Below are 15063 nucleotides of genomic sequence, written 5' to 3'. Positions count from 1 at the left end.
CATATATATTGTACAATATATTAATTTATTATTGTATGATTCTTGTATATTTTCACCCTTATTACCTTCGATAAATGAAAAGCAATAGGTTTGTGGTTTTTAATTCAATCTAATTATATGATATTTCATTTTCCAAACATACTTTTTATTTCGTTAATTTCTGATATTAAATTATTAACTTGTAATTCTAAGTTTCTTATCTTATTATTTTGATTTTTAATAAAATTTTCATCATAATCAAAATTTGAAGTTTTCTCATGACTTTCATTTGAATTTTTATTATTACTTGCAGTGCTATTTGTAGCTGTATTGGCATTAGTTGAACAAAATGGATTGTTTACATTATAATACATAGTATTAAAATAACGTCCTGGTCCTCCCTGAAAATACTGTTGTTGTGTATTATATGTTAAAATTACTTGTCCCACTAGTTCAAGCCAATTTCCCACTGCATTTTGAACATTAAAAGGTATATTCCCAGCAATTATATTTCCAATTATTTCTCCTATTGTGACAAATAATTCAGGACTTAAAGATTGAAATCCATTTGGTATATCACTACATCCAATATTATTAGCGTTATTCTTCGAATCGTTGCTTGATTGTCCCGTACCATCATTATTAGTAGTATATTCAAAAGCTTTGGCCAAATCTTCAAAACTATTCCATCCGTTAAATTTCAATTTTCCCTCTCAAATAATAATTATTTCTATTTATTTTATTATTTTCTTTTTAAAAATATTACTTTCATTAGCTTCCCTCACCAATTTCTTTTCTTGCATAATAGAATAATTAATTTTTATTTTTCATATTTCACAATAGTCACAATACTCAAATGAATAAAAAATACCTTGATAATGCATCTATTTCTTACTATTTTTATTTAATTTTTCATCATTGTATTCTTATTGTATAGAAATATTAAAAGACACTTACATTTTAAACCTGACCCTACCAAGTAGAGAGAGAAAATAATAAAAAATTATTCTGCTAAGGTGTGATTTCGATATTCTGATTTGAAATTGAATTTTTATTTTTATGGTCAATATTTTATTATGTTATTTAAATCTATAAGGCTTTCCAGCCTATTTATCCTAAGTTTGTTGAGTTTTCTTTTTCATGTATTCAAATAACTCTTCTACCTTTTTTTCTCCTAGCTGTTTTTCTAAAATATTAATCATAACTGTTGCTTGTGATTTTTTTAGAAGTTCCATTCCTTCTACTGTTTCAGGGTGATGAACTCTTACTGTTATTTGTTGTCTACTTTTCATGTTATTCCCCCTTGATATTTGCTTTTATAGTATGCAAATATTTTAAATTGGTTCTTAAGTATCTTTCATACAACAATTTATCAAGTGTTATTCAGTCCATATTTTTAAAGATTGAGATGAAATCTCACCTAATGTATATATTATTTCTTTTAATCTTTGGATTTCATCTTTTATTATTTTTCATCAGTGTTATATTATAAAATAATCCTTCTATACACATTGTTCAAAACTCTACAAGTATATTCCTGTTTATCTAATATTTTAAATACATTTTTTATCATAGCATATTTTACAAATATAATATTATAAAAAACGAAAATACCACAAATTCACTTATGAATAATGTGGTACTCAACGTAATAATTCTTTACAAACCTATTAACTTATACTTTTTTATACTATATTTATAGTTTAATATCAATATCTCAAGCTATCAACAATTAAATATCTTTAATTTGAATAATTTTTAATCATTTCATTATCATATTTGTTAAAGTACTCTATTGTACATGTTCGACCAGAACCCATAAGCTTCATCTTAGTATCATAATCAATCTTAAAATTGGTTTCAGATACCTCTAACGAGTCTATATAAATAGTACGCTCAAAATCATCTCCAGTTAAATGTGTAATATCTTGATTTTCCATAAATGTAGAATTTTTATTACCTGTTTTCTTTTTAATAACATTTTCTAACCATTCAGTAAAGACATCACCCTTAAACCATCCATAACCATTAATAATAAATCTATGTACATCTCTTATTGCTCCTATATCATCATCCATAAAACTTGTTATATTCGTATCATTAAAAGTATCTATAAATTCTTTATTGGAGTAACCTAATCCAACCATAAGAGGCAATTATAGCACCTGCTGACGTACCCCCAACTCTTTTAATATTCTGAAGTATTCCCTTTTCTTACAATACTTCTAAAGCTCCTAAATATGCAATCCCTTTTACTCCTCCACCTTCAAATACAAGATTTCTAAAATTATAATCCATTTAAAACACCTCAATCTCTTATTTTTATTAACTTAATATTACATCATTTTAATTACAATTTTGTTACACTCCTGTTATTTAATTTATCTATTTTTCATTAACGTAGATAATAATGCTTCTACTCAAACACATATTCGCATTTTATATTTGAAATATACTATTATGAGTAGCTATAAAAAATAAATATTATATTTACATGATACCTGTGTTAAGAATTTATCTATTCCTACTCTAATAAGATAATTATAAGTAGGTATTCTAAACTTAATTACTACAAACGCTAGAAAGGATTGGTTCATATTGAAAGCAGCAATATATTCACGTAAAAGTAAATTCACTGAAAAAGGAGAATCTATAGAAAATCAAATTCATATGTGTATACAATATGCTAAAAATATCGGTATAGATGACTATGAAATATATGAAGATGAAGGTTTTTCTGGTGGTAATACAAATAGACCTAAATTCCAGAAACTTATGAAGGATATAAAAACTAAAAGATTTACTCATCTTATTTGCTATAGACTTGATAGAATATCTAGAAATGTTGCTGATTTTGCAGGTACTATAGAAATATTAAATAAGTATGATACAGCATTTATATCAATTAGAGAACAATTTGATACTTCCTCTGCTATGGGTAGAGCTATGATGAATGTTTCTGCTACTTTTGCTCAACTTGAAAGAGAAACAATTGCAGAACGTATAAAAGATAATTTGAGAGAATTATCGAAGACTGGAAGGTGGCTTGGTGGTCCTCCTCCACTTGGTTATGAATCTATTGAAGCTCGTAATAATGATTTCAATGGTAAAAATAGGAAAAAGCATATTCTTAAGATTAATCCAGCTGAAAGCCATATACCTAAACTTGTTTTTGAATTATTCATACAATACAAGAGTTATCAAAAAGTAAGCAGATTGTTAGAAGCTCAAGGAATATACAGTAGAAACGGTTCTATTTTTTCTAGGAACTTAGTTAAACAAACTATTGATAATCCTACTTATTCAATTGCAGATAAAAAAATATTAGATTATTTAAAAAAGCATGGTGCTGAAGTATTTGGATATGAAAAAATAAATGATATTAATGGTGTTATGGCCTATAATAGACGAACAGAAAAAGGATGCTTTGCTCCTATTGAAAATTGGATTATATCTGTTGGTGAACATTCGGGAATAATTACTAGTGACATCTGGATTAGATGTCAACTAATTGCTAATGAAATAAAAGAAACTATTGTTTCTAATAGAAACGGTACAAGTCAGCAAGCTCTATTATCAGGATTAGTTGTATGTAAAGAGTGTGAATCTGCTATGGCTCCAAGACAAAATTTAAGCGGCAAATATGCTTACAGATATTATTCATGCAATTTAAGAAATTCAAATGCTAATAAGTGCAGTAATGATGCATTAAATGCATATGATGCTGAAGATTATGTGGTAGATACATTAAAATCATTAACTCGTGATGATATAATTAAAAATTATGAGGAACTAAAAAAGAAAAATGTAGTCAAAATTAGTAATAAAGCTCAAATTGCTAACTTTACAAAAGAAATTGAAAACAATAAAAAATTTATTAGTAATTTAGTAATGAAAATAAGTTATCTTGATAATGATCTAGAATTACTTGAGCTATTTAAAGTAGAAATAAAAAAGTTTACTAACAGAAATAATGAACTTACTTCTTTAATTAATGAATTATCATTGGCTAATGACCAAATTGCAACTACTTACGACTCTCTAAATGAAATATTAAGTACCTTAGATAGTTTCAAGAAGTTCTATAATTTTACTAAAGAGTTTGAGGATAAGAAACGATTAATTAAAAGTCTTGTTAAATATGTTGTTTGGGATAGTAAAACAAGAATCTTAGATATTATACTAATTGGTTCAGATAAGGAGCGTCCAAGGCAAGTTTTTTTACCTTTAGGCAATAGTAGCAGAGGAGATGGCTCATGTTGAAATTATTGCAACTATGGTATATCAGCTTATGGAAAATGCCTCTATAGAAGAGCTAAAAAAAGCAGGGCTTGGTGGACATTATGCAGACCATAGAAAAGCATTATTTTACACCGATGCAACAGGTAACCCATGGACTGCAACTTACATTCAAGCAAAGGGAGATGCCATTGCAGATTTACATGAAGATATGGCTGCTGAACAAAAAGCAAGAGCAACTTATGAAAATTTGATTAACTTAACTGATGAACATGAAATTAAAGAAATATTAAAATTCTTAAGAGAAAGAGAAGTTGTTCATTACCAAAGATTTGGAGAATGTTTGCAACACGTTCAAGATTCTGGATGTATGAAAAAATAGTTTTAATTATTTGATTTTATTTAGGGAAAGTAAAATATTCTATAAATAAAACAAAGAACTGCCCCAAATGGCCATTCATATCCATTTGGGGCAGTTCTTATATTAAAAGCTAGCTAAGTTGTTTTTCTAATTGTTCTAAATCCATTATTACCATATTTATAACTTCAATCTTAGACTTAGCATATTCGTTTTTAGGCAACCATTTTAACCCACATTCTAAAGATTCCTTTGTACTTTTGTATTCTTGTAGTAATTGCTTTACGTTCTCTACCATACCCAAACCTCTTTCCTCTCTTTTTGTGATTGTTTAATACTAATTTCTTCTCAAATCCCTCATAAATCTGTTACTTTTTATAGTATTACCATCACCTCCTAAAAATATGCTTACTTTTAAAAGATTTCTATATTTTATGCATTTATTATACCATATATTCCACATGAATTACATAATTAAGAAGTAAAAAGAAAATATTTTCCTCAATGAGAATCACATTATAATTAGCTTACTTATTGATTATAATTTTAAAAAATATTGATATATTCTAATATGTAATATTTTTAGTTCTCACATCTCAATAAACCAACTCAAAGTGGATTCTTACATTTTTCCATTTAATGTAAAATTAATATTTTTAAAATAATATTTTTTATCCTCAACCTTTTCTAACTCCCAAAACAGCTTATGTTTTTTTGCTTCATTATTAAAATCACTTTGAAGATTTTTATTATCTTTTTTTATATTCTTTATTAGCATGTTAATGTTGTTTCTTTTCCAATTATTAAAATCAAATTCCATTTCTGAAAGCACTTTTTCAGTTGATGTAATTTCAATATTTGGACCATCAAGATCTCTTTCAAGATTTCTTATGGTATATGAATTTTGACCTGGATCTAAAATTATGAAATAACCATAATCAAAGGTACTTCTTATAAGTCTTCCATATATTTGTTTAGCTTTTATACATACTTGTGGATAATTTACATCTTGATATCCCTTGTTTTGATATGTTGTAATTGCTCTTAAAATAGGATATTCCGGACTATAATTAGGGATTTTATCTAACATTACACAAGATAAAGCATCTCCTGGTACATCTATTCCTTCAAAAAAGCCCTTACTTCCAAGTATTATTACCTGTCTATTTTGGTCATTTAAAGCTGATACTGATTTTTTACTAGTATGAACTTCTATTTTTGTTCCTCTAACAAGTAACTCTAACTCTTCATTTACAGCTGTTCTTCTAGCATTATTATTAAATAGAACAAGGATATGCCCATTTATTTTTTGTGCTGTATAAAATATAAATTTAGATACCTTTTTAATATAAGAGGGCTCATCATATCTACCTACATTATTTAATGCAAAGATCTTAGTTCTTTTCTTTAAATCAAAGGTTGGAGGAATAACAAATTCTTTTGCCTTTTCTTGCCCTAAGTGTCTCTTAATTTTATTAAATGAATTTTCTATTCTTAAAGTTGCTGATAAAAATGTTGTACTTTTAACTTCCTTAAGCATATGTTCATTTACTAATTCACCAACATTTAAAGGTACATTTTTTAGCTTGAAATCTTTATATTCTGCATCTACTTCTAATATTTTTGCATAAAACACAGTACTTTCTAAAAATTTATCTAAGATATCAAAATTTGATTTAAGCTTTGCTATATAATCAGATAAACTTTTATGATCATTATCACCATTAATTTCATCATCTAAGGTAATATTAGAAAGATAATCATTTAAAATTTTATATAAAGGATAAATACTTTCCTTTAAAACTGAGATTTCGCTTCCGAGCGCTTTTGTTATCCCTTTTAAATCATCTCTTGGAATAAAAAATTCTGTTGCAAAATTGTATTCTCCACTAACAAGTCTCATGCTTTTAAAATTATTAATTAATATAGTAATATTTACAATAATTTCATTTACCAAATACATTATTTTATCTTTTTCTATAGTTTCTCTATAACCATAACTGGCATTTAAGCTTAAAAGCATAGCTATAATACTTGGATGACCTTTTTCTATCATATCTAATAATTCTAAAAATTCATAAGATGAAAACTCTTCAGCAAAAAAGTCATAACACTTTTCCATTAAATTATGACCTTCATCAATTATAATATGATTTATCTTCTTCTTTTCAGCATATGGCCAGCAGGCAAGCAGTGAATGATTTATAACTGTTATATTTTCGGTTGGAAGTTCATTATACCGCTTTCTTAAATAACAAGGTCTTGTGCATTTATCTAATTTACATTTTTCACTATCACAATTTACTTCACTTATATATTTATCTAATTCAAAATGTTTTTGTGCTGCATAATTTATATTTTCTATATCACCATATTCTCCAGTTTCACAAAGCCTTCTTAAAAATAGTAATGCTAAATTTCCAGTTTCATCAAATTCTAAAATTTCACATCTATTTAATCTTTCTATGCAGAGATAATTTCCTTTCCCCTTCATAGCTCCATAATTTAATTTATCATTTAATTGTAGTTTTTTTAGAATAGTTGGAATATCTCTTTCAATAAGTTGATTTTGTAGCTCCTTTGTATTTGTAGATATAATAAAACTAGCGTCATCTTTTCTAATCTTCTGCTTATTTAAATAAGTTCCTATTGCTGCTATTATTACATACGCAAAAGTTTTACCACTTCCAGTTGGAGCTTCAATAAATATTCTCTCTGATCTTTCAAAATTTTCTCTAATCCTTTTTGAAAATTCCTTTTGATCTTTTCTATATTGATATCCAAAATCTCCACCATTATTCCAAATCTCTTCATTTTCAAGAAGATTTTCATATAAAGAATAATCTATATGAATTTTTTTTAGAACTTCTTCTTCCTTTTTATTTTCTTCATAGCTTACATAAGGATAATTAGCATCTGTAAAAAAAGGAGGTTTTAATAAATATTTAGTCCATGCCCAATTTTTTAAATAATGATAATCTTTCTTTATAATTATATATAAAGAATTATTTTTCTTATTACTTTTATCTTCCCTTGCCCACTGTCTTAATATAAGAGAATTAACTACTTTTAAAGTATCAATTGAATCTTCTAATCCTCTATGGGCTTCACTCTTTTTAATACTCGTGATTTCTTTAATCAATGCATCTAAATTAAATTCTTTTCTCCAAGGTTCAAGTATTGCGGCAAATTCCATAGAATCAATTATTTCATTTTTGATTTCTGGAATGTGATAATATAAAAATTTTCTTTCAAAATTAGAGTTATGGCATACTAAAGGAAGATCCTCTAAAAAATCTAGAACCTCTTCCCTTACAATATTTAAATTTCTAGCACTTAATAAATCTATTTCATTTAATCCAGTACAAAGGTTATAAATTCCTACAGGTACTCTTCCTCTTGGTCTTATTAAAGTGCTATAAGTAGTTATAACCCCTTCTTTCACCTTAACAGCACCTATTTCTATAATCTCTGAGCTCTTTTCATCTAAGCCAGTTGTTTCAATATCTAAATATATTACATTGTCTAAAATACTATTTAATTCTTGTAGCATACCTTCTCCTAATTTACTATCTTTTATGTTATTATTAATTAAGCTTATCAAACTGATGTTCTAAAATCAATTATAACATAAAAAACTGGAACAAAATATTTTTCAAAACTATTTTGCCCCAGCTCTTTTAAATTCATTAGTTTTTTCTAAAAAATCATTTGATATTCTCAAAAATTCTTGCAAATTACAATTCCCAGCTCGCTCTCCAATTCCATCTAACGTGCAATCTACATACTTTGCTCCACTTTTCACAGCTTCAATTGAAATAGGAATAGCCATTCCAAAATCATTATGGGCATGTATCTCAATTTCCATACCTGTATTGTCTATTATGGTTTTAACTGTTTTTTTAATTATAGAAGGCATTAATATCCCTACTGTATCTGCATATCTTACTCTTTTAACATCAATTTTTTTAACTATTTCACATAAGTTAATAAGATAATCTACATCTGCTCTTGAAGCATCTTCAAATCCAATAGTAACTTCATATCCTTTATCTTTTGCAAAATAAACACATTCTATAAGATTTTTTTCAACCCATAATTTATCTTTACCTAAATTAGAATATATTTGTATATTAGAAGTAGGAACACTTATATGAATTATATCAGGCTTACAGTCTATGGAATGTTTTATATCCTCTATGTTCATTCTATTCCAAGTGGAAATAAAAGATTTTTTTCTATTATATAAAATTTTTCTAATACATTCTTTTTCTAAGTCCCCCATTACGGGTATTCCTGCTTCTATTTGATAAATATTATTTTCATCCATATATTTTGCTATTTCTATCTTTTCATCTATTGAAAAGGCTAAACCTGCACTTTGTTCTCCGTCTCTAAGAGTTGTATCTACTATGTTTATTTTATCAACAATCTCTTTTTTTAAGAACATTAATTATTGACCTCCTTAAAGCTTTATATACTGCATTTTTTATAAATTTCTTTTATTTCCTCATTATTTAACCCCCTACGATTTTGAGTACTAAGCTTCCTCACATTTTCTAGCATAAATTTTAAGTTTTCTGAGCTATATTTTATATTTAGTTCTTTTAATTTTATCTCTAATGCATTAATACCTGAATGTTTCCCTATAATAATATTTCTTTTTCTTCCAATTTCACTTGGATCATAAGGTTCATAAGTAGCTGGATTTTTAGCAATTCCATTTACATGTATTCCTGATTCTACATTAAAAATATCTCTACCTATAAAAGGCATATTAGCGTGAAGCTTACTTTCTGTTATTTTTTCAAATAAATTAAGAACTTCTGGTAAAAACTTATAATTTCCTTGATGCTCTTTTTTCTCTAAGAAAGAAAGTCCCCCTAAAATTTCTTCAAGGTTAGCATATCCTCCAATACCTGCAAACGTTGCAACTACTGTATCCCCCCCAAATTTTATCCATTCTAAAGTCATTGCTGTAGCTGCACTATATTTGTTTTTAATGCATATTTCTATATCATAATTAAAAACATTAGCAATCTCAGAAAAGATTTTTTGATAATCATAAAAAATTACATTTTGTAAACCTGTAATTCTAATATCTTCAAAATCATTATTAGATAATTTATTTTTTAAAATACTACATGGATTATAATCTTCTTTTATTTCTATTTCTCTAATAAGACTTGTTCTTGTTTCTACTGATTTATTTCTAATGGTTCTGCTTTCTACAATATTACCATTAATTATTTTAAATTCTATATACTGGGGTAATGGAGATAACTCTCTATAAAGTTCTTGAGTAAGTTCTATACAATCGCTTCCTATTATATGTAGCAATTTTATCAACTCTTTTATATCAAAAAACTTTCCGATTAATTTATCACCATAAACTTCCTTTAAAGCAACTATAGTTTTATCTATAATTTTTATTTTTTTCATTACTACATCACCACCTTAACAATTAACAACAACCAATTAAGAAGCAAACTCTTATTTATTTGACAAAATCTATATTCTAAAAGTTCAATATAAAGTTTACTCTTAATTGTTAACTGTAATAAAAAACATTAAATAACTAATTCATCTACTACTTTTCCACCTTCGATATGTTCTTCCACAATTCTTTCTACATCTTCAATTTTTACATTTCCATACCAAGTTCCTTCAGGATAAATAACCACAATAGGACCTTTATTACATACTCCCAAACAACCTGTATTAGTAACCATTACTTCATTTATTAAATCTCTGTCTTCAACTTCCTCCATAAATTTTTGCACTACCTTTACGGAATCTTTAGAATAACACATTCCTTTTTGTATTCCATTAACTCTACAACTTGCACAAACAAAAATATGATGTTTAATATCGATCATTTTATTTTCCTCCTTTTTTATTAAGTGTTTCTATTTTTACTATCATCTCTTTTTCATATATAATTAGCAATGAATATTTAATATTGAAATTCTTCAAGAATTTCATACTAAACTATTTACTGCTAACTGACCTAAGCTCTTAGCATTTCTTTAACTTCCATTTCTTTTAATACAGCTTCTGCTGCTTTTGTTACTGCTGTTTCTATTGTTTCACAAGTCATAAATACTTCTATGCCCATATTTTTGAGTTTTCTTTTTGGCTCATCTCCAATTCTAAGACATAAGATTCCAGTACAATCAGAAACAACACTAGATAACTTAGAGAATTTATCCTCTTCTTCCTCACATACTTCGATGCCATTACAATACTTATCAATATCTCTTTTTTCTACATATTTTACATCGCAATTTTTATATTCGTAAATAAGAAATTCAGTTGCATGCCCAAAATGCATATCAATGCCAATTCCGCTTTTTGAAGCTATTGCAAATTTTAATGTTTTTTCTTCTTCTACAGTACTTTTGATCATAGGTTTATTAAACTCTTGAGACTTATCATCTCCAAGTAGTCCAATTGCATCAGCTCTACACTGTTTGCAATGATACATTTGTTTTATATTTATTTCACACTTTTTTCTTAAATCCATTATTTCTTTATTACTTGTAAGTGACATATTTTCAAACACACTGCCTTTAACTGGTATCATTTGCATTATATTTGTTATACCTGCTCCGAGTTCTTTAACTTTTTTAGTTACTTCTTCTATATGGTGATCGTTAATTCCTTTAAGCATTACAATATTAACCTTAACCATAATTCCTCTGTCTGCTAAATACTTAAGACCTGATAATTGATTATTTAAAAGAATTTGAGCACCTTCTTCACCGGTATAAGTAATTCCAAGATAATCTACATATTTATATACCTTTGCAGTTATCTTAGGATCTATAGCATTCATAGTTATTGTTACATGGCTTACTCCTAAATTTATTAATTCTTGAGCATAAAATGGAAGCATTAACCCATTAGTTGATAAACAAAATGTAACTTCTGGATCGTGTTCTCTTATAAGTTCAAGAGTCTTTTTAACATTATCAAAGTTAGCTAATGCATCTCCTGGACCTGCTATTCCAACAACCTTTAAATTATCTATTTGGGATTTTACAATTTTATATTTTGCAAAAGCTTCTTCTGGAGATAAAACTTCTGTTGTAACCCCTGGTCTGCTTTCATTAACACAATCAAATTTTCTTAAACAATAATTACAGCTTATATTACACTTTGGAGCTATAGGAAGATGCATTCTTGCATACTTATGAGCTGAATCACAGCTAAAGCAGGGATGAGTTTTTGTTTTTTCCTCTACTTCTTCTTTACTTCTAACTTTTAATTCCATGTTTTTCTCCCCCTTTATTGCTGTTTCTTCACTTATTAATGTTCCTTCACCTATTAATGTCTTCTCACTTACAAATGTTTTTCCATTTATTATTTTTTCTTCGTCTCTTACTGTAGTTTCTTCTATTTTTTCTTCTTTATAATATTCATTATATAAAGCTTCTCTAAAGATAGATTCAGTACTCGCAAGCATTACATTTGTAATTTGATCGCTTAGATTTAAAGAACCTTCATATCCAATAGATAAAATTCTTTGTCCTCCAATCCTATCATGAATTGGAAAAGCGGCTCTAATTAATGGTATTTTATGTTTTTCCTCTATTCTTCTTCCATCAGAGCTTCCAAGCATTACATTTACTTTTAAATCTAATGCATATTTTTCTATATCTTTAAAATCACCTTCATCTATAATTACACATTTTTCTGCAAATAATTGTTCTGAAAGTTCATCTACTTCTTCTCTTAATTTTGATTCAAGACTTGGGCATACATCTCCAGTAGAAATAACCATTGGAACAATTCCACTTTCAACTGCGAGTCTTGCTGTTGAATATACAAAGTCTGGTTCTCCAAATATAGCTATCCTTGCTTCTGCATTATATTTATGAGAATCTATCATAGCATCTAAATATCTGCTTCTTTGCTTTTTATATTTTTTAGGAATTGGTTTTCCTGAAACCTCAGATAATACTTTAAGAAAGTTATCAGTATCTCTAAGACCTCTTGGTACATTAATTCTATAATTTTCAACTCCAAATTTTTCTTTTAAATAGCTTCCAATAGAATATTCTTCTTTTATAAATGAAGTAAGTTCTATTGTAGCTTTAGCACCACCCATATATGTTATATCTTCTATAGTTGTCCCACTACTTGGCAGTCTATTATACTTTTTACTATGACCTCCATCTAAATTTTCAGATATATCTGGAAGTAAAATATAATCTATTTCAAAATCCTCTAGAATTTCTTTTAATTCTCTAGTATCTGCACAACTTATTGGACCTGTAACAATATTTACTTTTTCATTTTTATCTGCTTTCATTTCTACATTTTCAACTACTGATTTAAGAGCTGTAAAATGTCCACCATATTGAGTTCCACCGTAACCTGGAGATTTTATTGGAATTAATTTAACTTTACTTTCTGGATGTTTTTCATAAAATATTTTTGAAAGTCTAACTACATCCTCTCCTATGGTTTCAGCAAGACAAGTTGTTGCAATACCTATAACCTCTGGATTGTATAATTTAATTAAATTTTCTAAACCCTTAATTAAATTATTTTCTCCACCATATACAGTTCCTTCTTCTGTAAGCGAAGATGAAGCTATATCAACAGGTTCATTATAATGAGTTGCCATATGTCTTCTAATGTATGTACTACAACCTTGAGATCCATGTAAAATTGTCATACAGTTTTTAATTCCATATAAAGCATTGCATACTCCCATAGGCATACACATTTTACATGGGTTAACTGTAAGATTAACATAACTCTTTTTAATCTTCTTCATCATCTTCACTCTCCTTTACATATTTCCATACAGGACTATTTATTGAAAGATTTATTTCTTTAGCAAAATTAACTGCTCCTATAAAACCTCCAAGAGGATGCTTTCTTTCATGATTGTGATCACAAAAAGCAACTCCTAATTTATAAGCAAGAGGTCTTTCTTTTACTCCACCTACTAAAATATCTACATCTTGCTCTAACATAAATTTTTCTAATTCAGAAGGATTTGCATCATCTAAAATAACAGTTCCTTCCTTGACTAAGGAACCTATAACTTCATAATCATCTTTTTTACCTGTTTGAGTTCCAACCATCACAGTTTCAATTCCAAGTTCATTAAACTGTTTAATTAAAGAAATTGCTTTAAAACCTCCACCTACATATATAGCTGCTTTTTTTCCTTTTAAATTTTCTTTATAAGTATTTATAATAGGAAGAACTTTTTCCTCTTCTTCTTTAATTAAGGCTTTAGCTTTATTGGTCATTTCTTCATCATTAAATAAAGCTGCAATTCTAAGTAGTGAATTCTTTGTATCTTCAATACCAACAAAGCTTATTTTAACAAAAGGAATTTCCATTTCTGCTTCCATTCTTTTTGCTAAATATGTCATAGATCCTGCACATTGAACTACATTAAAGCTGGCACTGCTAGCTTTTATTAAATTATCATAGCTTGAATCACCTGTAATATTTGATACTACCTTTACTCCAATCTTCTTTAAATACTCTTTTACTATCCATATTTCACCTGCTAAATTAAAATCACCAAGCATATTAATGCCTTTTGTTTTAGGTAAAACATTTCTTAAAAAAAGATTCATAAGTGCATTACATGCCAATTTATATCCTTTAGATTTATTCCCTGAAAATCCTGGAGCCATAACTGGTATAACTGGAACATTATATTTTTCTTCAGCCATTTTACAAACAGCTTTAATGTCATCGCCTATAACGCCAACAATACAAGTTGCATAAACAAATAATAATTTAGGATTATGGTTTTTCATAATACCTTCGATAGCTGATGTTAATTTTTTTTCACCACCAAAAATTACATCCTGCTCACTTAAATCAGTTGAAAAACTATTTCTATATAAATCTTCACCGCTTGAAAGACTTCCTCTTATATCCCAAGTATAACTAGCGCATCCTATAGGTCCATGAACAATATGATAAGCATCAGTTATAGGATTTAAAACTACTCTTGCACCACAATAAACACACGCTCTTTGGCTAACTGACCCAGATACACTGTTTCCATCACATTTCATGGAATGTTTATTATTACCTTCCTTAAAACATACAAAGTCTTCTCTTTCTTCAAGAAGCGAATTAGATATTTTCATTTCCATAGGTCACACACCACCTTTTCAATTTATAATTAGAAATTTGGAATTGAGAATACAGGATGTTTTTATATTTATTCCTCATTCTACATTCTCAATTCTAAATTCTTAATTTATTAATGAAATGAGCAATTGACATACTTTATCTATGTTCAATTGCTCATCATTGAAATTATTTAATTTTAAATTTGGTTAACATTTTGTACAATATTTTGATTGCAGCATAGCTGCTTTTTTATTTGTGCATATCTTATTCTATAATGTGCATATATTTTATTTAGTTGATCTTGGTTGCAGAAAAGTTCCGTATTGCAAAAAAGTTCCGTATTGCAGCATAGCTGCTTTTTTTATAGG

At 27.6% G+C, this 15063-nt stretch carries 11 protein-coding genes and 1 pseudogene; 2 read left to right on the top strand and 10 right to left on the bottom strand.

Translation table 11 applies throughout. From position 1 onward, the window contains the following. Positions 1 to 125 precede the first annotated feature (125 nt). The 3 genes from CLPUN_RS22540 to CLPUN_RS22535 form a co-directional block, all read right to left on the bottom strand. Positions 126 to 683 (bottom strand): hypothetical protein, encoded by a 558-nt coding sequence (locus CLPUN_RS22540; RefSeq protein ID WP_077849464.1) that lies wholly within the window; start codon positions 681 to 683, stop codon positions 126 to 128. 411 nt (positions 684 to 1094) lie between these two features. Beyond that, positions 1095 to 1271, bottom strand: coding sequence for a hypothetical protein (locus CLPUN_RS28245; protein ID WP_198944395.1), 177 nt, complete (start codon positions 1269 to 1271; stop codon positions 1095 to 1097). Positions 1272 to 1721: 450 nt separating this feature from the next. Then, complete coding sequence (locus CLPUN_RS22535; RefSeq protein ID WP_198944394.1) at positions 1722 to 2126, bottom strand: patatin-like phospholipase domain-containing protein; 405 nt, start codon at positions 2124 to 2126, stop codon at positions 1722 to 1724. Positions 2127 to 2577: 451 nt separating this feature from the next. On the opposite strand from CLPUN_RS22535, the gene CLPUN_RS22530 reads away from it, so the two are divergent. Both CLPUN_RS22530 and CLPUN_RS22525 read left to right on the top strand, forming a co-directional pair. Next, a complete protein-coding gene (locus tag CLPUN_RS22530) occupies positions 2578 to 4242 on the top strand; it encodes a recombinase family protein (protein WP_077849463.1) in 1665 nt (554 codons plus the stop codon). Then, positions 4214 to 4600 (top strand): annotated as a pseudogene (locus CLPUN_RS22525) (manganese catalase family protein); the annotation flags it as partial. The gene CLPUN_RS22530 and the pseudogene CLPUN_RS22525, both read left to right, overlap by 29 nt. Before the next feature lie 109 nt (positions 4601 to 4709). Here the strand turns inward: CLPUN_RS22525 and CLPUN_RS28240 are convergent. The 7 genes from CLPUN_RS28240 to nifE form a co-directional block, all read right to left on the bottom strand. Then, positions 4710 to 4874: a hypothetical protein gene (locus CLPUN_RS28240; protein ID WP_198944393.1), complete on the bottom strand. Its 165-nt coding sequence runs from the start codon at positions 4872 to 4874 to the stop codon at positions 4710 to 4712. A 324-nt stretch (positions 4875 to 5198) separates the two neighbouring features. Beyond that, positions 5199 to 8129 (bottom strand): helicase C-terminal domain-containing protein, encoded by a 2931-nt coding sequence (locus tag CLPUN_RS22520; protein WP_077849461.1) that lies wholly within the window; start codon positions 8127 to 8129, stop codon positions 5199 to 5201. Positions 8130 to 8237: 108 nt separating this feature from the next. Continuing rightward, positions 8238 to 9026, bottom strand: coding sequence for a beta/alpha barrel domain-containing protein (locus tag CLPUN_RS22515; protein ID WP_077849460.1), 789 nt, complete (start codon positions 9024 to 9026; stop codon positions 8238 to 8240). 23 nt (positions 9027 to 9049) lie between these two features. Further along, on the bottom strand, positions 9050 to 10018 hold the full coding sequence (locus CLPUN_RS22510) for a homocitrate synthase/isopropylmalate synthase family protein (RefSeq protein WP_077849459.1): 969 nt from the start codon (positions 10016 to 10018) through the stop codon (positions 9050 to 9052). 128 nt (positions 10019 to 10146) lie between these two features. Beyond that, a complete protein-coding gene (locus CLPUN_RS22505; RefSeq protein ID WP_077849458.1) occupies positions 10147 to 10455 on the bottom strand; it encodes a 2Fe-2S ferredoxin in 309 nt (102 codons plus the stop codon). A gap of 131 nt (positions 10456 to 10586) precedes the next feature. Further along, entirely contained in the window at positions 10587 to 13364 is a 2778-nt protein-coding gene (nifB, locus tag CLPUN_RS22500) for a nitrogenase cofactor biosynthesis protein NifB (RefSeq protein WP_077849465.1), read from the bottom strand. Continuing rightward, the gene (gene nifE / locus CLPUN_RS22495) at positions 13351 to 14715 is read right to left on the bottom strand and encodes a nitrogenase iron-molybdenum cofactor biosynthesis protein NifE (protein ID WP_077849457.1); all 1365 of its coding nucleotides are present in this window, start codon (positions 14713 to 14715) and stop codon (positions 13351 to 13353) included. Before nifE ends, nifB begins: the two co-directional genes overlap by 14 nt. Positions 14716 to 15063 lie beyond the last annotated feature (348 nt).

This window comes from Clostridium puniceum, from assembly GCF_002006345.1.
GTDB lineage: Bacteria > Bacillota > Clostridia > Clostridiales > Clostridiaceae > Clostridium > Clostridium puniceum.
This window is presented reverse-complemented; position numbering and strand designations above follow the sequence as displayed.

Bases quoted from the DNA above. Each gene is read 5' to 3' on its own strand.
- CLPUN_RS28245 (WP_198944395.1), bottom strand. From the start codon at position 1,271: ATGAAAAGTAGACAACAAATAACAGTAAGAGTTCATCACCCTGAAACA.
- CLPUN_RS22535 (WP_198944394.1), bottom strand. From the start codon at position 2,126: ATGGTTGGATTAGGTTACTCCAATAAAGAATTTATAGATACTTTTAAT.
- CLPUN_RS28240 (WP_198944393.1), bottom strand. From the start codon at position 4,874: ATGGTAGAGAACGTAAAGCAATTACTACAAGAATACAAAAGTACAAAG.
- CLPUN_RS22520 (WP_077849461.1), bottom strand. From the start codon at position 8,129: ATGCTACAAGAATTAAATAGTATTTTAGACAATGTAATATATTTAGAT.
- CLPUN_RS22515 (WP_077849460.1), bottom strand. From the start codon at position 9,026: ATGTTCTTAAAAAAAGAGATTGTTGATAAAATAAACATAGTAGATACA.
- CLPUN_RS22510 (WP_077849459.1), bottom strand. From the start codon at position 10,018: ATGAAAAAAATAAAAATTATAGATAAAACTATAGTTGCTTTAAAGGAA.
- CLPUN_RS22505 (WP_077849458.1), bottom strand. From the start codon at position 10,455: ATGATCGATATTAAACATCATATTTTTGTTTGTGCAAGTTGTAGAGTT.
- nifB (WP_077849465.1), bottom strand. From the start codon at position 13,364: ATGAAGAAGATTAAAAAGAGTTATGTTAATCTTACAGTTAACCCATGT.
- nifE (WP_077849457.1), bottom strand. From the start codon at position 14,715: ATGGAAATGAAAATATCTAATTCGCTTCTTGAAGAAAGAGAAGACTTT.